Source organism: Rhodovulum sp. FJ3, from assembly GCF_032918305.1.
In the GTDB taxonomy this organism is placed as follows: Bacteria; Pseudomonadota; Alphaproteobacteria; order Rhodobacterales; family Rhodobacteraceae; genus SAT37.
In genome coordinates this window covers 828,177-851,317 of the sequence record NZ_JAWJUU010000001.1, presented here as the reverse complement: position 1 = coordinate 851,317, position 23,141 = coordinate 828,177, and the positions used below count along the sequence as shown (strand labels likewise).

The 23,141-nt window shown below is 62.1% G+C and carries 25 protein-coding genes; 19 read left to right on the top strand and 6 right to left on the bottom strand.

The window, feature by feature from the left end; genetic code table 11:
* From R1W00_RS04320 to R1W00_RS04290, 7 genes are all read left to right on the top strand, one after another.
* The gene (locus R1W00_RS04320; RefSeq protein ID WP_317261477.1) at positions 1-396 is read left to right on the top strand and encodes a ketosteroid isomerase-related protein; all 396 of its coding nucleotides are present in this window, start codon (positions 1-3) and stop codon (positions 394-396) included.
* The gene (locus tag R1W00_RS04315; RefSeq protein WP_317261476.1) at positions 393-980 is read left to right on the top strand and encodes a GNAT family N-acetyltransferase; all 588 of its coding nucleotides are present in this window, start codon (positions 393-395) and stop codon (positions 978-980) included. Before R1W00_RS04320 ends, R1W00_RS04315 begins: the two co-directional genes overlap by 4 nt.
* On the top strand, positions 977-1,864 hold the full coding sequence (locus R1W00_RS04310; protein ID WP_317261475.1) for a carbon-nitrogen hydrolase family protein: 888 nt from the start codon (positions 977-979) through the stop codon (positions 1,862-1,864). Before R1W00_RS04315 ends, R1W00_RS04310 begins: the two co-directional genes overlap by 4 nt.
* 81 nt (positions 1,865-1,945) lie before the next feature.
* Complete coding sequence (gene infA, locus R1W00_RS04305) at positions 1,946-2,164, top strand: translation initiation factor IF-1 (RefSeq protein WP_037209844.1); 219 nt, start codon at positions 1,946-1,948, stop codon at positions 2,162-2,164.
* A gap of 4 nt (positions 2,165-2,168) precedes the next feature.
* Positions 2,169-2,747, top strand: a complete 579-nt coding sequence (locus tag R1W00_RS04300) for a Maf family protein (protein WP_317261474.1) — start codon at positions 2,169-2,171, stop codon at positions 2,745-2,747.
* Positions 2,744-3,787, top strand: a complete 1,044-nt coding sequence (locus tag R1W00_RS04295; protein ID WP_317261473.1) for a ribonuclease E/G — start codon at positions 2,744-2,746, stop codon at positions 3,785-3,787. Before R1W00_RS04300 ends, R1W00_RS04295 begins: the two co-directional genes overlap by 4 nt.
* Positions 3,784-3,969 carry a DNA gyrase inhibitor YacG gene (locus tag R1W00_RS04290; protein ID WP_317261472.1) on the top strand — a complete coding sequence of 62 codons (186 nt, stop codon included), beginning with the start codon at positions 3,784-3,786 and terminating at the stop codon, positions 3,967-3,969. The genes R1W00_RS04295 and R1W00_RS04290 overlap by 4 nt, the downstream gene beginning before the upstream one ends.
* A 7-nt stretch (positions 3,970-3,976) precedes the next feature.
* Here R1W00_RS04290 and R1W00_RS04285 read toward each other — a convergent pair whose 3' ends face one another.
* Genes R1W00_RS04285 through R1W00_RS04265 form a run of 5 tightly spaced genes read right to left on the bottom strand, consistent with a single transcriptional unit; the run spans position 3,977 to position 9,012 of the window.
* Entirely contained in the window at positions 3,977-4,396 is a 420-nt protein-coding gene (locus R1W00_RS04285) for a globin family protein (protein WP_317261471.1), read from the bottom strand.
* A gap of 1 nt (position 4,397) precedes the next feature.
* On the bottom strand, positions 4,398-4,856 hold the full coding sequence (locus R1W00_RS04280) for a c-type cytochrome (protein ID WP_317261470.1): 459 nt from the start codon (positions 4,854-4,856) through the stop codon (positions 4,398-4,400).
* A 4-nt stretch (positions 4,857-4,860) separates the two neighbouring features.
* On the bottom strand, positions 4,861-5,439 hold the full coding sequence (locus tag R1W00_RS04275) for a DUF3365 domain-containing protein (RefSeq protein ID WP_317261469.1): 579 nt from the start codon (positions 5,437-5,439) through the stop codon (positions 4,861-4,863).
* A 58-nt stretch (positions 5,440-5,497) separates the two neighbouring features.
* A complete protein-coding gene (locus R1W00_RS04270; protein ID WP_317261468.1) occupies positions 5,498-7,015 on the bottom strand; it encodes an ammonia-forming cytochrome c nitrite reductase subunit c552 in 1,518 nt (505 codons plus the stop codon).
* Positions 7,016-7,026: 11 nt separating this feature from the next.
* Entirely contained in the window at positions 7,027-9,012 is a 1,986-nt protein-coding gene (locus R1W00_RS04265) for an FAD-dependent oxidoreductase (RefSeq protein WP_317261467.1), read from the bottom strand.
* A gap of 573 nt (positions 9,013-9,585) precedes the next feature.
* On the opposite strand from R1W00_RS04265, the gene deoC reads away from it, so the two are divergent.
* From deoC to R1W00_RS04245, 4 genes are read left to right on the top strand one after another with little or no spacing between them, the layout of a single operon-like run.
* Positions 9,586-10,515 (top strand): deoxyribose-phosphate aldolase, encoded by a 930-nt coding sequence (gene deoC / locus R1W00_RS04260; RefSeq protein ID WP_317261610.1) that lies wholly within the window; start codon positions 9,586-9,588, stop codon positions 10,513-10,515.
* 10 nt (positions 10,516-10,525) lie between these two features.
* Positions 10,526-12,880 (top strand): aldehyde dehydrogenase family protein, encoded by a 2,355-nt coding sequence (locus R1W00_RS04255; RefSeq protein WP_317261466.1) that lies wholly within the window; start codon positions 10,526-10,528, stop codon positions 12,878-12,880.
* Positions 12,877-13,536: an HAD-IA family hydrolase gene (locus R1W00_RS04250; protein ID WP_317261465.1), complete on the top strand. Its 660-nt coding sequence runs from the start codon at positions 12,877-12,879 to the stop codon at positions 13,534-13,536. The genes R1W00_RS04255 and R1W00_RS04250 overlap by 4 nt, the downstream gene beginning before the upstream one ends.
* The gene (locus tag R1W00_RS04245; protein ID WP_317261464.1) at positions 13,533-13,784 is read left to right on the top strand and encodes a sulfurtransferase TusA family protein; all 252 of its coding nucleotides are present in this window, start codon (positions 13,533-13,535) and stop codon (positions 13,782-13,784) included. The genes R1W00_RS04250 and R1W00_RS04245 overlap by 4 nt, the downstream gene beginning before the upstream one ends.
* Here the strand turns inward: R1W00_RS04245 and mobA are convergent.
* The gene (gene mobA / locus R1W00_RS04240) at positions 13,745-14,380 is read right to left on the bottom strand and encodes a molybdenum cofactor guanylyltransferase MobA (protein ID WP_317261463.1); all 636 of its coding nucleotides are present in this window, start codon (positions 14,378-14,380) and stop codon (positions 13,745-13,747) included. The genes R1W00_RS04245 and mobA overlap by 40 nt on opposite strands.
* Before the next feature lie 76 nt (positions 14,381-14,456).
* Between mobA and R1W00_RS04235 the strand changes: the two genes are divergently transcribed.
* The 8 genes from R1W00_RS04235 to R1W00_RS04200 all read left to right on the top strand — a co-directional run bounded on the left by R1W00_RS04235 (position 14,457) and on the right by R1W00_RS04200 (position 23,139).
* Positions 14,457-14,966, top strand: a complete 510-nt coding sequence (locus R1W00_RS04235; protein ID WP_317261462.1) for a DUF2478 domain-containing protein — start codon at positions 14,457-14,459, stop codon at positions 14,964-14,966.
* 428 nt (positions 14,967-15,394) lie between these two features.
* Positions 15,395-16,069, top strand: a complete 675-nt coding sequence (locus tag R1W00_RS04230) for an adenylate kinase (protein WP_317261461.1) — start codon at positions 15,395-15,397, stop codon at positions 16,067-16,069.
* Between the two features lie 83 nt (positions 16,070-16,152).
* On the top strand, positions 16,153-16,413 hold the full coding sequence (locus R1W00_RS04225) for a DUF4212 domain-containing protein (RefSeq protein ID WP_317261460.1): 261 nt from the start codon (positions 16,153-16,155) through the stop codon (positions 16,411-16,413).
* Between the two features lie 6 nt (positions 16,414-16,419).
* The gene (locus tag R1W00_RS04220) at positions 16,420-18,204 is read left to right on the top strand and encodes a sodium:solute symporter family protein (protein ID WP_317261459.1); all 1,785 of its coding nucleotides are present in this window, start codon (positions 16,420-16,422) and stop codon (positions 18,202-18,204) included.
* Between the two features lie 117 nt (positions 18,205-18,321).
* The gene (locus R1W00_RS04215) at positions 18,322-20,163 is read left to right on the top strand and encodes a DUF294 nucleotidyltransferase-like domain-containing protein (protein ID WP_317261458.1); all 1,842 of its coding nucleotides are present in this window, start codon (positions 18,322-18,324) and stop codon (positions 20,161-20,163) included.
* 14 nt (positions 20,164-20,177) lie between these two features.
* A complete protein-coding gene (locus R1W00_RS04210) occupies positions 20,178-20,684 on the top strand; it encodes a hypothetical protein (protein ID WP_317261457.1) in 507 nt (168 codons plus the stop codon).
* Positions 20,685-20,702: 18 nt separating this feature from the next.
* Complete coding sequence (locus R1W00_RS04205) at positions 20,703-21,080, top strand: response regulator (protein ID WP_317261456.1); 378 nt, start codon at positions 20,703-20,705, stop codon at positions 21,078-21,080.
* The gene (locus R1W00_RS04200; protein ID WP_317261455.1) at positions 21,073-23,139 is read left to right on the top strand and encodes an exonuclease domain-containing protein; all 2,067 of its coding nucleotides are present in this window, start codon (positions 21,073-21,075) and stop codon (positions 23,137-23,139) included. The genes R1W00_RS04205 and R1W00_RS04200 overlap by 8 nt, the downstream gene beginning before the upstream one ends.
* Positions 23,140-23,141 lie beyond the last annotated feature (2 nt).

The window sequence follows — 23,141 nt, the reverse complement described above, 5'->3', positions numbered from 1 at the left end:
ATGAGTGCATCCGCCATCACCCGTTATTTTGAGGCGTTCAATGCCGGTGACATCGACGGGATGCTGGAACAGATGACCGACGATGTGTCCCATCATGTGAATGAGGGCACGATCCGTGAGGGCAAGGCGTTGTTCCGCGATTATTGTGAACAACTGATGCGCTGTTACCAAGAACGCGTGCTGAACGTGGTCGAGCTTGAGAGCCCAGACCACATGCGCGGGGCGGCCGAATATCTGGTGCGGGGCGAATATGTGCGCACGGATATCGGCATGCCCAAGGCGACGGGACAGGTCTATGTCCTGCCTGGTGGTAGCTTTTTCTCGTTCCGCGATGGCAAGATCAGCCGCCTCACCACCTATTTCAACCTGAACGAACTGCGGCAGCAACTGTCATGACGTTAGAGTACCGCGTTCTGACCGGCGATGAGTTGGACCCGCATCTGGACGGGCTGGCAAACCTGCGCATTCAGGTGTTTCGCGATTGGCCATATCTCTATGATGGCGATCTGGACTACGAGCGCGATTATATGGCCAGCTACCGCGACAGTGCGGATGCCATTCTGGTCGCCGCATTCGATGGCGAGACATTGGTCGGCGCATCGACCGGTACCCCGATGGAAGATCACGCCGAGGACTTCGCGCTTCCGTTTGGGCTGGCGGGCATTGCCCTTGGGGACGTGTTTTATTGCGCCGAAAGTGTTCTGTTGTCCGACTATCGCGGTCAGGGGGCTGGGCACGCGTTTTTCGACGCGCGCGAACAGCACGCCCGCGCATTGGGCCGCCGGTATTCGGCGTTTTGCGGGGTGATGCGCCCCGATGACCACCCGATGCGCGACCCGAATTATCGTCCGCTGGATGGGTTCTGGCGTGGGCGCGGGTATTCGAAACTGGACGGGGCAATCGCCCAGTTCTCGTGGCGCGATGTGGGCGCGGCCGAGCAGACGGCAAAATCCCTGCAGTTCTGGATTAAAGAGCTATGAGGCTGGCCGCTGCGGCCTATCCGCTGGACGCGTTTGACACATGGGACGCGCTGGTCGCAAAATGGACCGCGTGGGTGGAGGACGCCGTTGCGGGCGGTGCGGACCTGTTGGTCTTTCCCGAATACGGTGCGATGGAACTGGCCGCGTTGGACGGGGCGGCGGTGGCCGGTGACCTTGAGGCGTCTCTGACTTCTGCCGCCGCGCGCCTGTCCGATATGCAGGACGTGTTCGCGGGACTGGCCGTGTCGCACGGCGTGCATATCCTGACCCCATCCGGTCCCGCATGGCCCGATGGGGCGGCGCGCCCCGTCAACCGCGCGGTTCTGTGTACACCTGACGGCACACGCGGGTATCAGGACAAACAGATCATGACGCGGTTCGAACGCGAAACATGGGACGTCACCGCCGGTGATCCGCTGCAGGTGTTTGAAACCCGCCTTGGGCGGATCGGCGTTTTGATCTGTTATGACAGCGAATTTCCCCTGCTGGCCCGCGCGTTGATCGAGGGCGGGGTGGATATCCTGTTGGTGCCGTCTTGTACCGATACGCTGGCCGGATATTGGCGGGTGCGGGTGGGGGCGATGGCCCGCGCGCTTGAGGGACAGTGCGTCGTCGTACAATCGCCGACCGTCGGTGATGCGATGTGGTCGCCCGCCGTCGATGAAAACGTCGGGGCGGCGGCGATCTATGGCCCGCCCGATCTGGGCTTTCCGCCGACGGGTGTTTTGGCCGAGGGGGCGCTGAACGCACCGGGCTGGGTGATGGGCGATGTGACCCTTGATCAGATTCGCGCGGTCCGCGACGGGGGGCATGTTTTCAACCACGCGCATTGGCCGGAACAGGAAAAGCGCACGCAAACGGTCACATCTCGGCGTCTTTTCTGAATTAGGCCTTGAAAATAAGCCAAACCAAGAGCATTTAAGGCCACGCCTTTGAAAAGGCAGGAAACAGCGAATGGAGTGACCATGGCCAAGGAAGAAATGCTCGAATTTCCCGGCGTCGTAAAGGAACTCCTGCCGAATGCGACATTCCGGGTCGAGCTTGAGAACGGCCATGAAATCATCGCACATACGGCAGGGAAGATGCGCAAAAACCGTATCCGTGTTCTGGCAGGCGACCGTGTACAGGTCGAAATGACCCCCTACGATCTGACCAAGGGTCGGATCAACTATCGTTTCAAGTAACGCTTTGCGTCTGATACTGGGATCTGCAAGTCCGCGCCGAAAGGAACTTTTGGCGCAGATCGGGGTCGTGGCGGATGAGATTCGTCCCGCCGACATCAACGAAGACCCCAATCCCCGTGAATTGCCCCGACCCTATTGCGCCCGTATGGCCCGCGAGAAGGCCGAGGCGATTACCCTTGCCGAGGGTGAAATCGTGCTCTGCGCGGATACGACCGTGGCCCTTGGGCGCCGTATTCTGGGCAAGCCCGCCGATGCGGGGCAGGCGGCGGAATTTCTGCTGGCCATGTCGGGGCGTCGCCATCAGGTGATCACCGCCCTTGCGGTGCGCACGGCGGACCGCATCTGGGAACGCTCGGTCGTTACGAACGTCAAGATGAAGCGCCTGTCGGATGAGGAACTGAACCATTACCTGCAGTCCGGCGAATGGCAGGGCAAGGCGGGTGGATACGGCATCCAAGGTCTGGCCGAGGCGTTCATCCCATGGATCAGCGGGTCCTTTTCCGGCGTCGTCGGATTGCCCTTGGCCGAAACGGCGGCGGTTCTGAACGCGGCCGGATATCCCATCTATAAGGAGCAGCCATGAAAGGCGTGACCGTCATTCTGGATCAGCTGAACGGACGCAAGGCCGCCGCGTTGCTGCGCGATGGCAAGCTGGACGATCTGCTGATCGACGCGCCCGAGGGCACGCCACTGCCCGGTGCGATTTACCGCGCCAAGGTCGAACGTCAGGTCAAAGGTCAGGGCGGTGTGTTCCTGACCCTGCCCGATGGGGACACCGCGTTTTTGCGTCAGGCCAAGGGGTTGTCGCCCGGTCAGGCGCTATTGGTGATGGTTACGGGATACGCCGAGGGCGGCAAGGCCGTACCGGTCACTCCGCGTGTCCTGTTCAAAAGCCGCTATGCCATCATCACCCCGAACGCGCCCGGTCTGAACATTTCCCGCGCGATCCGTGACGACGAGGAACGAGATCGTCTGTTGGAACTGGCGCATGAGGGCATGGATGGTCTGGATGAGGGCTTTGGTCTGATCCTGCGGTCGGCCTGTGCGGGGGCGGATGCCGATGACATCGCCGATGACATCGCGGCGATGCGCGATTTGGCCGTGGCCGTGATGGATGATCAAACCGGTGATCCCGAGTTGCTGGTCGATGGGGCGGATGCGCACCATCTGGCGTGGCGCGATTGGGCCGAGGTCCGCGAACAGGACGTCATCGCCCGCGACGGTGCGTTTGATGATTTCGGCGTGCTCGACAGTCTGATTGGCCTGACCCGTGGTGTTGGCCTGTCCGGTGGCGGCAAGATGTATGTCGAACCTACGCGCGCGCTTGTGGCTGTGGATGTGAACACCGGCGGGGATACTTCGCCTGCGGCGGGCCTCAAGGCCAATATCGCCGCTGCCAAGGATTTGCCGCGGGTTCTGCGCCTGATGGGGCTGGCGGGTCAGGTGGTGGTCGATTTCGCGCCCATGCCGAAAAAGGACCGCCGTGTGGTCGAACAATCCCTGCGCGCGGCGTTTCGCCAAGACGGGATCGAGACGACCCAGATCGGGTGGACCGCGATGGGCTGTTTTGAAATGACGCGCAAGCGCGAGCGCCTGCCGATCGACATTGCGGGGCTGGAATGAGCTGTCCGATTTGCAAAAAAGAAACGGTGCAGAAATACCGCCCGTTCTGTTCCAAACGATGCGCGGATATCGATCTGGGCAAGTGGCTGACCGGTGGGTACGCCATTCCCGATGACGATCCCGAAAGCATGGAAAAGGCCGCCGAAGAAGCGGCGGCCATCCAACGTAACAAATTGAACTAAGGCGGGTTTAGGCCGCGCTTGCGTCCTCTTGGGCCTTGATCATCACGCCTGCGAGGGTGGTGTAGGTCTCGGTCCATGCGGCCTCAAGCTCGGGGGTGAATTCATCGCCCAGACCCTTGCCCAGCGTGAACAACAGCGCCGCGCCAACCACGTCGTAATGTTCCGGTTTGACGTCATAACCCACATGGCGCGCGCCCAGATCCTGAACGGCGGGCAGGATGTCGTCCAGACGCGTCAGGCCGTTCACCGCGATCCCGATCATCTGCATCAGTTTCTTTTTCTGATCCGTCATGTCCTCGGGGAACAGGCTGCGGACCTCGGGGGCGATTTCAAACAGACGGTCGTAAAAGATGTCTGCGGCGGTGTCTGCGATGGGAGCCACTTTTTTAAAGCTGGCTTGAACCATATCGATTTGTTCTGGCGTCATTTCACTGTCCTGATGTGTTGAGATAGGCAAGGGCCTCATCTGCCCCGCCGCTTGCCCAGACCATAAAGGCGACAGCCGCGATGACCTGAGCGTCGGTCAGATCGGGATTGCCGCCCCGTGGGGGCATTTCTTTGTATGTGGGTCCGTAGAACCCGTTGATGGCGTGATCGATCAGGGTTGGCAGACCCTGTTCAATCCGTGGTGCCCACGCGTCTGTTGCGGTGATTTTCGGCGCCCCTGTCAGGCGATCCCCGCCATGACAATTCTGGCAAAGACCACCCCAAACCGCCTGTCCCGACTGTAGCGTCGGATGATCGGGCGTGGGGATGCGGTCAACAGTCACAAACCCGTCCAGCCCCTTGGGGGACAAAATCGCGTCCAGACCGTCAGCATGGGTTGGGGCCGATCCACACAGGACCAGCCCCGCCCAAGCGGCAAGGAGAGATTGCCGCAGGTTCATGATCTTAGCTGTCCATCGGGATGCGGATCACAACACCGCCCATAACATCACCGGCTTGGAAGTCGGTGCGGGGGCTGTCTTTGTGATCGTTGTGGCAGGCATAGCAGGCCTCGGCCACAGCAACGTCAGGGTACACAGCGGTAAAGTAGGTGGTGCCGCCCAGCTCTTCTTCGCCGTAGAAGTTCTCACCGGGGTTGTCGGCGATGTATTCCAGACCTTCTTTTTCCAGATCGGTGGTCGGGGCGTTCTGTTTGTTGATCGGCCACAGCGACAGCAGCGAGTACGAGAACTCGTCGGTCGATTCCGCAACCAGTTCCGAGCCAAAGCGGAACATCTGGGCGGGCAGAACCAGAGCTTTGTCATCGACAAAGTGCTCGGATGCCTTGATCACGCCCTCTTGGACGGCCAGACGGTTAACGATCATACGGGTGTAAACCGTACGGTCCGAGCTCATCACGAGGTGCAGAAGGTCGGTTACGGTTTGGAATTCCATGCCCTCGGCCATGGCTTGGGGGGCGCTGACGCCGGTTGCGACGGCTGCGGCGGCAAGTGTTGCTTTGATCTTGGTGCTAAAACGGGTCATAAAACTGTCTCCTGTTGCTTCCGTTTTCGTTGGTGGCAGGTGCGTGGAGGCCGCCGATTCATTGGTTGGCGCCTTGCGTCGGTGGCTCCACGCGGTCTAGTGCCCAATCTATGGATGGGATGTGGGCGCTGGGCTGACCCGAGAAATTATTCTGGATCAGCGCATCGTCAGCCAAGGCATCAATTGCAAAGCCAAGGCTATGACAGGCCTGACAAACAGGCCGGATCATCTTTTCATTCGGGCGAAGCGTCGCGGTCTGGTTGTGGTCGGTCACAACCTTGTCGCGGCTTTCGGATTTGGGCATGTGGCAGGTCGCGCAGGTCACACCGGACCCCGCGGGCAGATCACCGGCCAGTTCCGCCTGCCACAGATCATAGTGGGGGCTGTCGAAATAGGCGCGGGTGTGGTCATCCACATGGCAGGTCGTACAGGCCTCAACCGCCGCGCGTTGCGTGTCTTGGCGGTGGGGCGTGTGGCAGGTCGCGCAGGTCAGGCTATCGTGCGCCGCCTCGGGGTTCAGGTGGATCAACGCCTCATCCGGGGTCATGACGCCGGGGTTGGTCGGATCGTTCAGGTATTTCGCGACCTCGGCCTGCAATTCTTTGGACGGCTTTTTTACGCCCAGGAATTTCAATGCATCCTTGGCCGAACGGGGTTTGGCGATCTTGGGGTGGCGGCGCATGCCGTGTTTGCCGGTCGAAAAGGAACGCATCTGGTCCTTGTGACAGCTGGCGCAGGTGGCCTCGGTCACGATGTCCGTCCATTGCTCGTCGATCTCGGCCTGCGTTTCGGCCTCGGGCGCGTGACAGCCCGAACAATTCACATCCGCCGCCGCGTGGGACGAGGCGGCCCAGTCGTGGGTGATCTCGTTCAGATCAACGGCCGGTGCGGGCGCGGGCACAACATCGGCGGGTGCATCGATGCTGGCCAGATAGGTTTCGATCTGATCCGCGCTGACGGGGGTGTAGCTATGCGCCAAGGCCTCGGTCGGGTGGACGGGCGAGGCGGCAACCCACGGTGCGCCCGCATGTTTCACAAGGAAATCTTCGTACAGGGCGCGGTTGTCGTGATAGTTGTGGCAGCCCGAGCTAGCACAGGTGTCAAAGGTCAGATCGGCGTGGCTGGCGCGGTCTTTGCGGATGTCCTGATCGCCTTCGCTGTGGCAGGCGACACAGAAATCACCATGCAGGGTGACCATCGCCTCGGAAGTGATTTCCGGCTGATGCTCGGCGTGGCAGGTGGTGCAGAACCGGCCGTCGACCTTTTCCCAATAGGAGGCCATGCGCGGGTTGGTGAATTTTTTCAACGGGTGGCTGTCGTCTGCGGCGGCAAGCTCTTCCTTGTGGCAGGTGACGCAGGTCTTGTTGATGTCTTTCTTGATCTTCTTGGCAGAGGCAAACGGCCCCGACGTGTGACAGGTGTCGCAAGAGACCTCAATCTGGTGGTGTGCGCCTGCGGTCTGGCCGGGCAAAACGGCGGTCCGGTTGCCCGCAAAGAACAGTTTATTGGCGAACAGGGCCGCGACGATCAGCGTGCCCAGTACCCAGACGATCCAGAGAATGCGTGTTCTAGTCATCCGTCCCGCCCTCAGTACACATAGACCACAAGGACATGCACCATCAGCAGCGCCGGCAACGGCCAGACCGCGATGATATGTCCCCAGACGGGCAGGCGGCGGGCCGGTTTCTTGGCCGTGCCGATGTGATGTTCGCGCAGCTTATGGTCCCCGCCGGTCGCCAGACCCGCAATCGCCCCAAAGATCAGGGTCGCCACAAAGCTGAGGAACAGCCACAGGTTCAAATTCGCCCCCGGACGCAGGCCGGTGTGCACAAACAGACCAACGGCGGCCAACAGGCCAACACCCAGATGGATCAGGCGCCAGACGTCATAGCTACCCAGCCGGTCCGTAAACCGCCAACGTTTGCGCAGGCCCAGAACCATCGCGATGACGGTGATGCCCAGCAGGGTATAGCCCGTCCATTGCTTGACGATGTTGTCGCGCCACAGCCATTCGCGCCAGTTATCGGCCTGAAACCCTGTGGGAAAGGGAACGCGAGGCACCAGAGCCAGAATAAGGGCGGCGAACATGGCTGTGGCGGACAAGGCCAAGAGGGGCTTCCAATAGCGCGCTGCGCTGAACCCGCCTTTGGCGTCCGTGAATTCTTCGAACATGGGGCGGCACGTGCCGCACACCGTTCCCGCGCCGGTCGCAAGGCTCAGGAGTTCGGGGGTGTTTGCGCCTTCACGCGCGGCTTGGCGCAGGCGGCCACAGGTCACGCCGGTACAGTTACAGACCGTCGCGCTATCGGGCATGTCCGATGCGGCCTCGTCGACCTCGGGCCACAACAGGCCCTCACGGCGGAACCGGTAGATCATCCACGGATAGACGCGGGCGTCGGTTTGAACGGCGTTCTGAACCTTGCCAGCTTGGGACCATTTGCCGACGGCGGTCACCCCGACCAGACGCCCGTTTTCGATAAAGATACGGCGGTATCCGTCCGCGTCCTCATAGACATGGCTGCGCACCCCTTGGCGCACCTCAAGCTGTTCAATCGCACCGACCGACAGAACCTCGGCCCCCAGCACCTTGAGCTTGGTTGCGGGGATCGACCCCTCATAGCCCGCGCCTGCAACGGGGCTCAGGATATGGTCAACGGCGGCGTCTGCCTGCTCATAACCGGGACCGACCAGGCCATGGACATGGCCGTTGTGTTCGGCGCATTCCCCGATGGCATAGATATGCGGATCGGCGGTTTGCATGTTGTCATTGACGACGATGGCGCGGTTGATCGGCAGGCCCGCGCCCACCGCCAGATCGTTATTGGCGCGCACGCCGGTACACAGGATCACCGTGTCACAGTCGAGGGTGCGCCCGTCGGCAAGGATCAGACCCTCCACCTGACGCGCGCCGATGGCTTCGCGCACGGCGACGCCGGTGATGACCTCAACCCCCAGATCGCGGATGCGTGCGGCCAGCATATCACCGCCCACCTGATCCAACTGGCGGGGCATTACGCGGCCCTCATGTTCCAATACGGTGACCTCTGCGCCGCGACGCTGCATCCCGCGTGCGGCCTCTAGGCCAAGCAGGCCGCCGCCCACAACGGCCACGCGCCGCGCGCTAAAGCTGCGCGCCATCAGGGCCTGTGCGTCCTCGGCGGTGCGAAAGGTAAAGACGTTATCAAGATCGAACCCCGGCACGCCCGGCACAAAGGCGCGCGAACCGGTCGCGATGATCAGGGTCTCATAGGGCCATGTGCGCCCGTCTGCGGTGGTGACGGTTGATGTCTCGCGGTCGATTTCGGTCGCGCGCACACCGGTGATCACGGAGAAATCGCTGCTTGGGATGGTGGGGGACAGGATATCGCCGAATTGCACATCGCCCGCCAATAGGGGCGTCAGGCGCACGCGGTTATATGGTGCAAAGGGTTCTGCGGACAGAACCGTTACGGCCATGCCCGCATCGCTCAGGCGCTGGGCGGCACGCATTCCGACAGGGCCTCCACCGATGATCACGGTGTTCAGAGCAGTCGATTCCGGTTCGCGGTTGTCTATGGCTTTGGGCTCTAGCACTGCCGTTCCTTAAACACAAAAACCTTTCGCTTGGCGGCGCGGCCAAGTGAAAGGCATCATTGCCTGATGGTTGCGTTGGGAACGGCGTTGCCCCCTGCAGGCTCCCATGCCTACACGATCACCGTGGGAAATTTCGGGGTCTGTTGGCTAGGGCGGGGCGGTGGAAATGGGGCAAAGTTATTTTTCTGCTGCATTTTTTGGCGCAGAAATCCGGTGTATGCACAATAACTTGATCGGCGGCTTGCGCTTTGGTCGCTGCGCTGCGGCGATGGTGCTGCGGAATTTTCCGCCAAGTCGCCCGGTGACTCGGGGCGGCAGAATCGGCGCAAGGCGCTTGGTGTGGTGTGCGGATATTGTGCACCGCATGGGGCAATGTGATGACGCTAAGTCGGGCTCATGTATCGGATTTCGGTCATTGGGTTTTCCGATAAATCCGCTAAACAGAAGAGAGCAAAAGTCCGACCACAGGAACGTCCCATGACCACCAAGGCCCCGACCGGAACCGCCCCCGATGCGGTGACCCATCCCGTGCCCGCCACGCGGGGGGACGCGGAACACCCGCGCAACCCCGGAATGGCGCTGGACCTTGCGATGTTTGAGGGCCATCCGGTCAACACCGCCGCGGCCAAACGCCGTTGCGCCCAGATCGAGGCGCGGCGCACGGTCAAAAAGGACCGTCAGGCAGCGTGGCTGTTGAATGCGGTGCGTCTGATCGACCTGACGACCCTATCGGGCGATGACACGCCGGATCGTGTGCGCCGTCTGTGCGCCAAGGCGCGTGCGCCCCTGTCGGATCGTGTGATTGCGGGGCTGGGGATTGATCCCACCTATGCCCGTGTCGGCGCGGTTTGCGTCTATCCCACGATGGTGGGACCGGCGGTGCGCGCGTTGGAGGGGACGGGCATTCCCGTGGCCTCGGTCGCGACGGGGTTTCCGGCGGGGTTGATGCCGCTGCCCCTGCGGCTGAAAGAGATCGAATACGCGGTCGATGAGGGCGCCGCGGAAATCGACATCGTCATCACCCGCGAACACGTCCTGCGCGGCAATTGGTCGGCCCTTTATGATGAGGTCGCCGCGATGCGCGCGGCCTGTGGCGATGCGCATCTCAAGGCGATTTTGGCGACCGGCGAATTGCAGACCCTGCGCAATGTCTATGCGGCCTCGATGGTCGCGATGCAGGCGGGCGCGGATTTCGTGAAGACCTCGACGGGTAAGGAATCGGTCAACGCGACCCTGCCGGTCAGCCTGACCATGGTGCGGGCCGTGCGCGATTACGACATGGCCACGGGGCACCGCGTCGGGTTCAAGCCCGCCGGTGGTCTAAAGACCGCCAAGGACGCCATTCAATGGCAGGTCCTGATGAACGAAGAGCTTGGCCGCCCGTGGCTGAACCCCGACCTGTTCCGGTTCGGGGCGTCCTCGATGCTGGGCGATGTCGAGCGGCAATTGGAACATCACGTGACCGGGCGATATGCCGACGGGTCGCGCAATGCGATGGCCTGAGGGGGATAGCATGTCCGGCATTACCGATCTGATCACCGCGATGGATTACGGCAGCGCGCCCGAGGGCGACCCGCATGTGCGCGCGTGGCTGGCCGCGCATGACGGTGGCTTTGGCCATTTCATCAACGGGGCGTTCACCGCGCCCGCCGACACATTCGACGTGCTGAATCCCGCCACGGGTGAGGTCCTGACGCAGGTGTCACAGGCCAGCGCGGGCGACGTCGATACCGCCATTGCCGCTGCGCGCGCGGCGCAGGCCGGGTGGTCCGCGCGGTCGGGCTATGAACGCGCCAAGGTTCTCTATGCCATCGCTCGCCATGTGCAACAGCACGCGCGCTTCTTGGCCGTTCTGGAAACGCTGGACAACGGCAAACCCATCCGTGAAAGCCGCGACGCGGACATCCCCCTTGTAGCGCGCCATTTCTATCACCACGCCGGTTGGGCCCAAATCCGGGACGACGAATTCCCCGATCAGGTGCCCCACGGCGTTTGTGCGGCGGTGATCCCGTGGAACTTTCCGCTGTTGATGCTGGCGTGGAAGGTCGCACCGGCCTTGGCCGCCGGGAATGCGGTCGTCCTGAAACCGGCCGAGGACACACCGCTGAGCGCGCTGGCCCTTGCGCAGATTGCGGTTGAATGCGGGTTGCCAGCGGGGGTTTTGAACATCGTGACCGGCGACGGCGCGGTGGGTGAGATGTTGGTCAAACACGGCGGCGTCGATAAGGTCGCGTTCACCGGCTCGACCGAGGTGGGCCGCGCCATTCGCGCCGCCACCGCCGGATCGGGCAAGCACCTGACGCTGGAACTGGGCGGGAAATCTCCCTTTGTCGTGTTCGCCGACGCGGATCTGGACGCGGCGGTTGAGGGTGTTGTCGATGCGATCTGGTTCAATCAGGGTCAGGTCTGTTGCGCGGGGTCCCGCGTTCTGGTGGCCGAGGCCGTGGCGGAACGTTTCGAAACCCTGCTGCGCCGCCGGATGGACCGTCTGGTCACCGGCAACCCGATGGATAAAAACGTCGACATGGGCGCGATCGTGTCCCCCCGTCAACGCGACCGGATTGCAGACCTGATCGCCGCCGGAGACGTGCGCGCCGAGGATATCGTGCAAGGTGATGCGCCCGAGGGCTGTTTCTATGCGCCGACGATCATCCGCAATGTCGCGCCCGCGTCCCTGTTGTGGGAGCAGGAAATCTTTGGCCCTGTTGCGACCCTGACCACCTTCCGCACGCCCGAAGATGCGGTCGCTCTGGCCAATAACACGCGCTATGGCCTTGCCGCGTCGGTGTGGTCGGAGAACGTTAACCTTGCGCTGGACATCGCGGCCAAGATCAAGGCCGGTGTCATCTGGATCAACGGTGCCAATATGTTTGACGCCGCCGCCGCCTTTGGTGGCTATCGCGAGAGCGGCTTTGGCCGCGAAGGCGGGCGTGAGGGCATGGCGGCCTATCTGCGCGCCCCCGCAAACGACGCGACGGGCGACGATGCGCCCCTGTCCCCGCCGTCCGTTTTTGCCGGTGGGCCGGGCTCGGGCGCAGAGATCGATCGCACAGCCAAATTCTACATCGGCGGCAAACAGGCCCGCGCCGATAGCGGTTATGTCTACGACGTCACGGGGCCGTCGGGCACGGTCGGCCTATCCGGTCTTGGTTCGCGCAAGGACATCCGCAACGCGGTTGAGGCCGCGCACAAGGCCGGTGGCTGGTCCCGCGCGACGGGGCATAACCGTGCGCAGGTTCTCTATTACCTTGGCGAAAACCTGTCCGCGCGTCAGGACGAATTCGCCGCGCGTCTGGTATCGTTCGGTGCCGATCCCGTTGTAGCAAGCGCCGAGGTGGCCGAGACGATCCAACGCTGTTTCTGGTACGCGGCGCAGGCAGACAAATTCGACGGGGCGGTCAAATCGACCCTGTCCGATGTTCTGACCGTGGCGACGCATGAACCGGTCGGCGTGGTCGGGGTGGTCTGTCCGACCGAACGGCCCCTGTTGGGGATGATGTCGATGGTTCTGCCCCTGATCGCGATGGGCAATGCGGTGGTTGTCGTGCCTTCGCAAACGCATCCCTTGGCCGCGACGGACCTCTATCAAGTGCTGGACACCTCGGACGTGCCTGCTGGGGTGGTGAACATCGTCACCGGTCCGCGCGATGAATTGGCCCATGCACTGACCACCCACGACGGCGTCAACGGTCTGTGGTATGTGGGCGACGCGGCGGGCGTGGAAATGGTCGAACGCGACAGCACCGGCAACCTGAAACAGGTCTGGGCGCGCCACGCGTCGGGCATTGATTGGTCCACCGCCCAAGGGCGCGACTATCTCACCCGCGCGACACAGGTCAAAACCATCTGGATACCCTACGGCGAATGATCATTTTCGATTGCGATGGGGTGTTGGTCGATAGCGAAATCCTGTCCTGTGGGACGGATGCGCGGATGATGACCGAGGCGGGTTTCCCGATCACCCAAGAAGACCTGTTCGAGAACTACATCGGCTGGCCCAAGCCCAAGATTTTCGACGCGGTCGCCGAACGTCGTGGCGCGCCGTGGCCGGAGGATCTATTGGCGCGGGCCGAGGCGGTTTTACACGACCGCATCCCGAATGAGCTGTTGCCGGTTGACGGGGTGGCGGATGTTCTGGCCACGCTCGACGTGCCGTTCGCGGTGGCGTCGTCCTCGTCTGTGCATAAACTGCGCCTGTCGCTGGATACCTGTGATCTGACGCGGTTTTTCGACGGGCATATCTATTCCGCCGAACAGGTCGCGCGCGGCAAACCCGCGCCCGATGTGTTCCTATTGGCGGCCAGCCAGATCGGCAGCGACCCCGCCGACACCGTGGTGGTGGAGGACAGTCCCGCAGGCATCACCGCCGCCCGCCGCGCAGGTATGCGCGCTATCGGATTCGCGGGGGGCAGCCATTGCTTGCCTTCGCACGCGGACCGATTAATGGCCGCCGGTGCCGTGACGGTCGTCCATCACATGCGCGACCTGCCCGCTGCATTCGCCGAACTGGGGGTAGGGGGATGAGCGTCGATTATGACCTCACCGTCGATGCGCGTGACCTGTTGTGTCCGTTGCCGGTCCTGAAGGCGCGCAAGACGCTCAATGGGATGCAGGCCGGACAGGTTCTGTGCCTCTGGGCGACCGATCCGGTGGCGGTGATCGATATCCCGCATTTCTGTGCCCAATCGGGGCATGAGATGGTCGAGACCTATGAACAGGACGGCGCGACCGCCTATGTGATCAGGCGCGGCGCAGGGATGCCCGAGGCATAGAGACCCTCGGCCCGCGCTAGATCCTCGGGCGTGTTGATGTTGAAAAACGGGTCCACCGTGTCAAACGCATAGGTCACGCGCCGCGCGCCGCGTTCGCTGGCCCACCGTCCGATCCGCCGCGCGCCGGTATCAACGTCCGCGCGCAGATCCTCCATCAGGGCCACGGGCCACAGCCCGAACACCGGATGTAACCGCGCGTCCCCGTCCGCGCCCTGACTGGCCGCCAGAACCGGTGCGGCCGTGTTTGCGAGGGCGCTCAGATCGGCAACCAAGGTTTGGGGGAAAAACGGCGTGTCCGTGGCGACGGTCAGGACCCAATCCTGCCCACGCGTTGCGGCCCAGACCATTGCGGTCAGAACACCGGCCAACGGACCCAAACCCCCGTCCACAACATCGGGCAGAACCGGCAGGCCAAGGGCGTCATGCGCGGGATTGGCGGTGTTGATCGCCACCGCGCCGCATTGGGGCAATAGCCGGTCCAGAACCACCCGAACCAAGGGCACCCCGCCAAGGGTGCAGGTCGATTTGTCCAGATCGCCCATGCGGCGGCTTTGTCCACCGGCAAGGATCACGGCGGGATAGGGCGGGGGCGTCATCAGACCAATCAGTCCCTTGTCATTCGCGATTGGCTGACATCTTTTAGGTCTGACAGGATTCTTCAAGGGCAATGCGATGCTTGGCTATATCGTGGCGGATGAACGGGGCGGGGGGGACCGCCGGTTGGCGGCTCTGGTCGACCGGTTGCTGTTCGATGGTCTGCGCCTTGCCGGTGCGGTGCAAACCAACGTTGAGGTGGACGAGGATCGCCCCTGTCACATGGATCTCTGTGTGATCGGTCAGGATACGGCGGTCCGGATCAGCCAATCCTTGGGCGCGCATTCGTCGGGATGCCGCTTGGATCCTGCGGGATTGGAGACCGTTGTCGGCGCGGTCGCGGCACAGTTGGACGCGCCCGTCGATCTGTTGATCGTCAACAAGTTCGGCAAGCAAGAGGTCGAGGGGCGCGGCTTTCGCACCGTGATCGGGGCGGCCATTGCCCAAGGCATCCCCGTTCTGACCAGTGTGAATGCCAAGAACCTTGAGGGGTTCCGCGCTTTTGCCGATGAATTGGCCGTGCAGATCGACGCGGATGTGGATTCGATGCACGCATGGGTGGCCGAGATCGTCCAGACCCCCGCCTGAGCATCAGAACCCTAGGGTTGAGTCGCCCCGTTTCAAGGGTTGCGAAGGTCGTAATACCAAAGTGTTAACGCAATCAGCGCATGCGCGACCTTGGTCTGTTAATAAGTCAAAAACATTCACCTTTTGAAATATCATTAAAAATCAGTAAATTGCGCACTGTGTGAAAACTAATTTACAATTTTCGTGATGCGTGTGTCAGAAAAATTACTCAATTATCAATCGGCAACACTTCGCCGGTGAATTTTTTACAGGCTGGTGGCAATCTACCCCTGCAGTGGGAGCGCGCCTGATTTTTGGAGGGAGCGTGGCCAGCGAAACCCAGTTTCCGGCCCGCAAGATCAGCGCCTTGAATGCACGCGACAGGTGAGTGGACCGGACATCCGGTTTTGGGAACACCGCGCGATGGAGGAACATTGATGGACGGCACCATGACAAAAACCGCGGCTTGTAATTTGATCCTGTTGGGCCCGCCGGGCGCCGGTAAAGGCACGCAGGCGCGTATGCTGGAAGAGAAATTCGGCCTCGTTCAACTGTCGACCGGCGATCTGCTGCGTGCGGCTGTGGCGGCGGGCACCGAGGCCGGCAAGCAGGCCAAATCGGTCATGGAAGCCGGCGGTTTGGTCAGCGACGAGATCGTCATCGCGATTCTACGCGACCGTCTGGCCGAGCCTGATTGCGCGGCTGGTGTGATCCTTGATGGTTTCCCGCGCACGCCGGTTCAGGCCGCCGCGCTTGACGATCTGATGGGCACCATCGACAGCGCCATCAACGCCGCGATCAGCCTTGAGGTTGACGATGCGGCCATGGTTGAGCGCGTCGCGGGCCGCTACACCTGTGCCGGTTGCGGCGAGGGCTACCACGACAGTTTCAAAACGCCTGCGACTGCGGGCGCCTGCGATAAATGCGGCGGGACGGAATTCAAACGTCGCGCGGATGACAACGCCGAGACCGTGTCCGAACGTCTGGCGGCCTATCACGCGCAGACCGCGCCGCTGATCGCGTTTTACGATGACAAAGGCATTTTGCAGCGCGTCGACGCCATGGGCGATATCGACGTGATTGCTACGGAATTGGGAACGATCGTTCAAAAGATCGTCGCCTGATCGCACACGATCCACAGGGATCGGGGGCTGGGGATGCGCGCGCGGTGCATCCCTTTGGAGGAACTGGAGGAAGGGAGGACGCGATGTCCGACAATCAATCCAATAATGCATATTGGTCGGCCAACATCCGGCTGATTGCAGTGTGTCTGGTGATCTGGGCACTGGTCTCTTTCGGGTTCGGCATTCTGCTGCGCCCGATGCTGTCGGGGATCGCCGTTGGCGGCTCTGATTTGGGGTTCTGGTTCGCGCAGCAAGGGTCGATCCTGGTCTTTTTGGGCCTGATCTTCTTTTACGCGTGGCGGATGAACAAACTGGACGCCGAATTCGGCGTGGACGAGGAGTAATCGGCCATGGATCAGTTTACCATTAACCTGCTGTTTGTGGGCGCGTCGTTCGCGCTCTACATCGGCATCGCGATCTGGGCCCGTGCGGGTTCGACCAGCGAATTCTACGCCGCTGGCCGCGGTATTCACCCCGTCACCAACGGTATGGCTACGGCTGCGGACTGGATGTCGGCGGCGTCGTTCATCTCGATGGCTGGTCTGATCGCCTTTACCGGCTATGACAACAGCTCGTTCCTGATGGGCTGGACCGGTGGCTACGTTCTGCTGGCTCTGCTGCTTGCGCCTTATCTGCGTAAGTTCGGCAAGTTCACCGTGTCGGAATTCATCGGCGACCGTTTCTACAGCCCGACCGCACGTCTGGTTGCAGTTATCTGTCTGATCGTTGCCTCGACCACCTACGTTATCGGTCAGATGACCGGTGTTGGCGTTGCGTTTGGCCGCTTCCTTGAGGTGAGCAACACGACCGGTCTGCTGATCGGTGCATGTGTTGTGTTCGCCTACGCCGTTTTCGGCGGCATGAAGGGTGTGACCTACACGCAGGTTGCCCAGTACTGTGTTCTGATCGTGGCCTACACGATCCCTGCGATCTTTATCTCGCTGCAACTGACCGGCAACCCGATCCCTGCACTGGGTCTGTTTGGCGAGCACGCTGCTTCGGGTGAGGCTCTGCTGAGCAAGCTGGACGCCACCATCCAAGAGCTGGGCTTTAACCAGTACACGGCGCACAACGGTGACACGTTCAACATGGTTCTGTTCACCCTGTCGCTGATGATTGGTACGGCTGGTCTGCCGCACGTTATCATGCGCTTCTTCACCGTGCCGCGCGTTGCTGATGCACGTTGGTCGGCTGGCTGGGCGCTGGTGTTCATTGCTCTGCTGTATCTGACGGCTCCGGCTGTTGGTGCGATGGCGCGTCTGAACATCACCGAACTGATGTGGCCGAACGGTACCGAAGGTCAGGCTGTGTCGATCGAAACGATCAACACCAACCCCGACTATGCCTGGATGGCGACCTGGGAAAAAACCGGTCTGCTGGGCTATGAGGACAAGAACGGCGACGGCATGATCCAGTACTACAACGATGCAAGCCCGGCGATGGCCGAGCGTGCAGCGGCTGAAGGCTGGACCGGCAACGAACTGACCAACTTTAACCGTGACATCCTGGTTCTGGCGAACCCGGAAATCGCCAACCTGCCCAGCTGGGTGATCGGTCTGGTGGCTGCGGGTGGTCTGGCGGCTGCTCTGTCGACGGCTGCTGGTCTGTTGCTGGCGATTTCGTCGGCTGTGTCGCACGACCTGATCAAAGGCGCCATCAACCCGAACATCTCGGAAAAAGGCGAACTGATGTCGGCACGTATTGCCATGGCTGTGGCCATCGCGGTTGCAACCTATCTGGGTCTGAACCCCCCGGGCTTTGCCGCACAAACGGTGGCCTTGGCGTTCGGTCTGGCAGCGGCTTCGATCTTCCCGGCGCTGATGATGGGGATCTTCTCGACCCGCATCAACAACACCGGCGCGGTTGCTGGTATGCTGGCAGGTCTGATCGTGACGCTGGTCTATATCTTCCTGCACAAAGGCTGGTTCTTTGTTCCGGGTACGAACTCGTTCACGGATGCTGACCCGCTGCTGGGTACGATTAAATCGACCTCGTTCGGTGCAATCGGTGCGATCATCAACTTTGCAGTTGCTTACATCGTCACCAGCATGACCAAGCCGATCCCGCAAGAGATCAAGGATCTGGTCGAAAGCGTGCGCATCCCCCGTGGTGCAGGCGACGCCGTCGATCACTGATCAAGATCAAGGTATAGGGGGCTTCGGCCCCCTATATTGCCTTGGTAGAGTAACGTCCCAAGGCGAGGTGCCAAGCAGGCACGCATTCAAATGACCCAATCCGATGGACACCCACCGATGATGCAGGCTAACGATCCGTCTGCCTTGGTACAGGCCCTGATCGCCCACGCCCCGTTTTCCCTGTTGGGAGAGGCGGCGCAGGAACGACTGTCGACTGGCCTCAGCCAGATGCAGGTCGCAGCCGGCGATTTGGTGGTGCCGCGTGGTGCGCCCCTTGGGGGGCTTTATTTCATTCAATCCGGTGTGTGTGACATCGTGGCCCCCGGTGGCGCGGTCGTGTCCCACCGTGTTGCGGGCGACATTCTGGGTGAGCGCGGATTGCTGCGCGATGGCTATGCGGTGATGGATGTCCGCGCGATTGAGCCGTCCGACCTGATCACCCTGTCGTCCGAGTTGTTCCACGACTTTGTCGAAAACGAACCCGCCTTCGCCGAATGGTTCACCCGCAGCGCCCCCGCATGGTCGGATGAGGCCGAGACGGGTTATGCCACCGGTCTGACGGCGCTGCATGTGCGCGACCTGATGTCCGCGCCGCCGATCACCTGTGAGGCGGACAATTCGATCACCGACGTGGCCAAGGTCATGCGGGATCGCCGTATTTCGTCCCTGTTGGTGATGCAGGGCGATGATCTACAGGGCATCGTGACCACGACCGACCTGACGAACAAGGTTCTGGCCGAAGGGCGCGATGGCACGACGCCCGTCACCGACGTGATGACCCGCAACCCCGTTACGATCCGCCCCGATGCCGTGGGTCTGGACGCGATGATGCTGTTGGCTAGTCACGGGATCAGTCACCTGCCGGTGGCGGATGGGGATGAATTGCTGGGCATGGTGGGGAAAACCAACCTGTTCCGCCAGCAGGCCGCCACGGCCAGCCACATGGTTCTGGAAATCGTTGGCGCGAATTCCGCCGATGAAATGGCCGCCGTGACCGCCCGCATTCCGGAACTTTTGTCCCAACTGGTGATGGCGGGCACGCGTCCGAACCCGATCTGCCGCCGGATCACCGATATCACCGACGCGATCACGCGCCGGTTGCTGGCCTTGGCTGAGGCGGAATTCGGCCCGCCGCCGGTGCCCTATCTGTGGCTGGCCTGCGGCTCGCAAGGGCGGCGTGAACAGACGGGGCAATCCGATCAGGACAATTGCCTGATCATCTCGGACGACATGCGTCCCGAGGACGACGCCTATTTCGCGAAACTAGCGAAATTCGTGTCCGATGGTCTGGACACCTGCGGGTTTGTCTATTGCCCCGGTGATATGATGGCGACAGCAATGCGCTGGCGCCAACCGCGCCGTGTCTGGCGTGAGTATTTCACCAAATGGATCGCCCAACCGGACGAAGAGGCCCAGATGCTGGCCTCGGTCATGTTCGATCTGCGCCCGATCGCGGGGGACTTTGCCCTTTATGACGATCTCCAGCAGGAAACGCTGGACATGGCGCGGGGCAATTCGATCTTTGTGGCCCATATGATCGCGAACTCGCTGAAACACACGCCGCCCTTGGGCCTGTTGCGCGGGTTTTCCCTGATCAAATCGGGCGATCACAAGAACATGGTCGACCTGAAACACAGTGGCGTCGTCCCCGTCACCGATCTGGGCCGTGTCTATGCGTTGCAGGGCGGGTTGCAGGCGGTGAACACTCGCGACCGGCTTGAGACGGCTCTTGATGCCGGTGTGGTGTCGCAGAGTGGCGCGCGCGATCTGATCGACGCCTATGAGATGATCGCCGAAACCCGCCTGATCCATCAGGCGCGCCAAATCCGCGACGGGATCAAACCAGATAACTTTATGGCCCCAAGCGGCTTATCAGACCTTGAGCGCAACCACCTGCGCGATGCATTCATGGTGATAAAGACGATGCAGTCGGCCCTTGGACACGGGCGGAGTGCATAAAATGGGGGAACACCGTGTTTATTGATTTGATAGCGACCTTTGCCGCCGGTTTTGCCGGGGCGGGGATCATCCTGATCCTGAACCACCTGACGCGCGGGCGTCTGCCCAAATGGGCGATGCCTGTGGCCGCTGGTGGGGCGATGATCGCGATGACCATCTGGTCGGAATACACATGGGCTGCAAGGACCATGGCAGGCCAACCCGAAGGCGTGGTGAACCTGCAAACCGTGGAGGAGAGCAAACCGTGGAAGCCGTGGACCTATGTGGTTCCACAGGCCACGCGGTTCATGGCGCTGGATACGGCGACGATCCGTGACAACCCCGAGCACCCCGATGTGCGACTGGTCGATTTGTACCTGTTCGCGCGCTGGGCCCCGCCCGCCAAGGTCACGCAATTCGTCAACTGTGCCGATGCGACGCGCGCGGATGCAACGAACACCGTTTTTGCGGATTTCGACCGCGCGCAATGGCAGCCCTTGGATCAGGACGATCCCTTGTTGCAGGGGGCCTGCCAAACCTAGCCCGGAGGAGGGGCCGGAATGGACGAAAAACGAATTCTGCTGGTCGAAGACGAAGACAACATCGCCCTTGCGCTAGAGCACCTGCTGCGCCGTCAGGGGTTTGGCACCTGCCGCGCCGCGACGGGGCGGGATGCCTTGCAACAGCTGACGGATTTCCGACCCGATCTGGTCCTTTTGGATGTGATGCTGCCCGATATTTCGGGATTTGAACTGTGCCAGACGGTGCAGGAACAGGCGGATCGCCCCCGTATCATCATGATGACTGCCCGCGGCGGCGAGGTTGAGCGCCGCAAGAGCCTTGCCATGGGGGCGGACGGGTTCATGCACAAACCCTTTGTCACCGGTGACCTGATCGCGGAGATTGATCAGGTTCTGGCGGGGCCGGTCCATGCCTGAACGCCTTGGCCTGCGCAAACGGTTCGCGCTGTTCTTTGCGGCGCTGGGGATCGGGGCGTGCGTTGCGATCGGGCTGGGCGCGTGGGTCGGCCTGTCGCGCAGCGCGGGTGCGGCGGACGGGTTCGTGATCGCCGCCCTGATCGGGATGTTCGGCGTTCTGGGTCTGGTCGCATGGATCGGGTTCCTGTTTGATCAGAACGTGGCACGGCCGATTGTGGCGCTGACCTCGGACCTATCCACGCGGGCGCGCACGGATGCGGGCGGCGAGATCGACCAGAGCGCGGCGCGCTACCTTGGGGCGCTGGCCCCCGCCGCGCGCAATCTGCACACCGCGTTGACCGAGGCGCGTGCGGCTGGCGAAGAACAGGTCGCCCGCAAAACGGCGGCGATCGAGCGGGAAAAGGCGCTGTTTGCCGCATTGCTGCATGATCTGGCCGAGGGCGTGTTCGTCATCGGACCGGATCAGCGGATCATGCTCTATAACCGTGCGGCGCGCGATATCCTGCCGGGCGCGGGACTGGACCGGCCCCTGTCCGGTGTGATCCGCGTCGATCCGATGCTGCACGCCATCGAACGTCTGAACCACCGCGATCCGGGCGAGGGAACCCGGCCCGAGGCGTTCCTGACCGCCTCGGCGGATGGGGCGAGGTTGTTGATCGGGCGGGTGTCGCGGGTCATCAGCGCTGGGAAATCCGTGGGCCATGTGGTGGTGTTCCATGACGCGACCGACGATCTACAGGCCCATGCCGAGCACGATCACATCTTTAACGACCTTCTGGAACAGGTGCGGCGCAGTGCGGCGGCGATGGGCGCGATCCTAGACGTGCTGACCGCCGATCCGGATATCGAACTGCCCCTGCGCGCGACATTTGACACCGCCCTGCATGAGGAATTGCAGCGTGTTTATGACACCCTGAACGAAACCGCAGGGGCCTATGACGCGGCCACGTCGCGCCATTGGCCGATGACCGAGGTCGCGGCCAGCGATATTTTCGACGCCCTTGCCGCGCGCCGCCCTGAGGTGGTCGCGCAGTCCGGCGGCGAGGCATTCCTGCATTGCGACGGCTATGCGGTTCTCGAAATCCTCGACCGGATCATTGGCGGTTTGGCGGACGATCCGGCGCGCAGCGACTTCGCCATCGGCACCCGCACGGCGGGGGATGAGGTCTGGATCACCCTCGACTGGGCCGGTCCAAAGGTCGCCGATAGCGCGCTGGAGGCGTGGCTGCAGGTGCCCCTGTCGGCCAGTTACGGGCAATATTCGGGACGCGATGCGTTACAGGGGCATCGCACCGAAATCTGGCCCGAAGAGACGGACGGGCGCACGTGCCTTGTTCTGCCATTGCGCTCGGCCCAGCCGCAGGTGCTGAAGCCACAGGAAGAACGCCCCGAGTTCTATGATTTCAACCTGCCCGGTGCGGACGGCAACCGCGACTGGATGACGGTGCCCCTACGGGCGCTGCGGTTCGTGGTGTTTGATACGGAAACGACCGGCCTGAACCCCGCCGGACGGGATGAGATCGTGCAAATCGCGGGGGTGCGGATCGTGAACGGGCGTCTGTTGACCGGTGAGGTGTTTGACACATTGGTCAATCCGGGGCGCAAAATCCCGCCCGCGTCCACGGCGGTGCATAAGATCGACGATACGATGGTGGTCGATGCGCCGAATATCGGCGCGGCGGGTCAGGCGTTTCACGATTTCTGCGAAGGTTCGGTTCTGGTCGCGCATAACGCCCCGTTCGATATGGCGTTTTTGCGCAAGTCGCAGGACCGGATCGGCGCGCGGTTCGGGCAACCGGCCCTGTGCACGGTTCTGTTGTCTGCCGTTTTGTTCGATCACACGGGCGATCACACGCTGGATGCGCTGTGTGACCGGTTTGGCGTCGATCTACCGGCCGAGTTGCGCCACACCGCCCTTGGGGACGCGCGGGCGACGGCGCAGGTGTTTTTGCACATGCTGGATTTGCTGGAGGCGCGGGGCATTCTGACCCTTGGCGATGCGATTTCCGCCTCTGAACAGATGACCCAAATCCGCAAGGCCCAGAACTATGGCACCTAGGG

What these genes read in the sequence shown, in the direction of transcription:
- R1W00_RS04320 (WP_317261477.1), top strand. Translation starts at nt 1, where the DNA reads ATGAGTGCATCCGCCATCACCCGTTATTTTGAGGCGTTCAATGCCGGT.
- R1W00_RS04315 (WP_317261476.1), top strand. Translation starts at nt 393, where the DNA reads ATGACGTTAGAGTACCGCGTTCTGACCGGCGATGAGTTGGACCCGCAT.
- R1W00_RS04310 (WP_317261475.1), top strand. Translation starts at nt 977, where the DNA reads ATGAGGCTGGCCGCTGCGGCCTATCCGCTGGACGCGTTTGACACATGG.
- infA (WP_037209844.1), top strand. Translation starts at nt 1,946, where the DNA reads ATGGCCAAGGAAGAAATGCTCGAATTTCCCGGCGTCGTAAAGGAACTC.
- R1W00_RS04295 (WP_317261473.1), top strand. Translation starts at nt 2,744, where the DNA reads ATGAAAGGCGTGACCGTCATTCTGGATCAGCTGAACGGACGCAAGGCC.
- R1W00_RS04290 (WP_317261472.1), top strand. Translation starts at nt 3,784, where the DNA reads ATGAGCTGTCCGATTTGCAAAAAAGAAACGGTGCAGAAATACCGCCCG.
- R1W00_RS04285 (WP_317261471.1), bottom strand. Translation starts at nt 4,396, where the DNA reads ATGACGCCAGAACAAATCGATATGGTTCAAGCCAGCTTTAAAAAAGTG.
- R1W00_RS04280 (WP_317261470.1), bottom strand. Translation starts at nt 4,856, where the DNA reads ATGAACCTGCGGCAATCTCTCCTTGCCGCTTGGGCGGGGCTGGTCCTG.
- R1W00_RS04275 (WP_317261469.1), bottom strand. Translation starts at nt 5,439, where the DNA reads ATGACCCGTTTTAGCACCAAGATCAAAGCAACACTTGCCGCCGCAGCC.
- R1W00_RS04270 (WP_317261468.1), bottom strand. Translation starts at nt 7,015, where the DNA reads ATGACTAGAACACGCATTCTCTGGATCGTCTGGGTACTGGGCACGCTG.
- deoC (WP_317261610.1), top strand. Translation starts at nt 9,586, where the DNA reads ATGGCGCTGGACCTTGCGATGTTTGAGGGCCATCCGGTCAACACCGCC.
- R1W00_RS04255 (WP_317261466.1), top strand. Translation starts at nt 10,526, where the DNA reads ATGTCCGGCATTACCGATCTGATCACCGCGATGGATTACGGCAGCGCG.
- R1W00_RS04250 (WP_317261465.1), top strand. Translation starts at nt 12,877, where the DNA reads ATGATCATTTTCGATTGCGATGGGGTGTTGGTCGATAGCGAAATCCTG.
- R1W00_RS04245 (WP_317261464.1), top strand. Translation starts at nt 13,533, where the DNA reads ATGAGCGTCGATTATGACCTCACCGTCGATGCGCGTGACCTGTTGTGT.
- mobA (WP_317261463.1), bottom strand. Translation starts at nt 14,380, where the DNA reads ATGACGCCCCCGCCCTATCCCGCCGTGATCCTTGCCGGTGGACAAAGC.
- R1W00_RS04235 (WP_317261462.1), top strand. Translation starts at nt 14,457, where the DNA reads ATGCTTGGCTATATCGTGGCGGATGAACGGGGCGGGGGGGACCGCCGG.
- R1W00_RS04230 (WP_317261461.1), top strand. Translation starts at nt 15,395, where the DNA reads ATGACAAAAACCGCGGCTTGTAATTTGATCCTGTTGGGCCCGCCGGGC.
- R1W00_RS04225 (WP_317261460.1), top strand. Translation starts at nt 16,153, where the DNA reads ATGTCCGACAATCAATCCAATAATGCATATTGGTCGGCCAACATCCGG.
- R1W00_RS04220 (WP_317261459.1), top strand. Translation starts at nt 16,420, where the DNA reads ATGGATCAGTTTACCATTAACCTGCTGTTTGTGGGCGCGTCGTTCGCG.
- R1W00_RS04215 (WP_317261458.1), top strand. Translation starts at nt 18,322, where the DNA reads ATGATGCAGGCTAACGATCCGTCTGCCTTGGTACAGGCCCTGATCGCC.
- R1W00_RS04205 (WP_317261456.1), top strand. Translation starts at nt 20,703, where the DNA reads ATGGACGAAAAACGAATTCTGCTGGTCGAAGACGAAGACAACATCGCC.
- R1W00_RS04200 (WP_317261455.1), top strand. Translation starts at nt 21,073, where the DNA reads ATGCCTGAACGCCTTGGCCTGCGCAAACGGTTCGCGCTGTTCTTTGCG.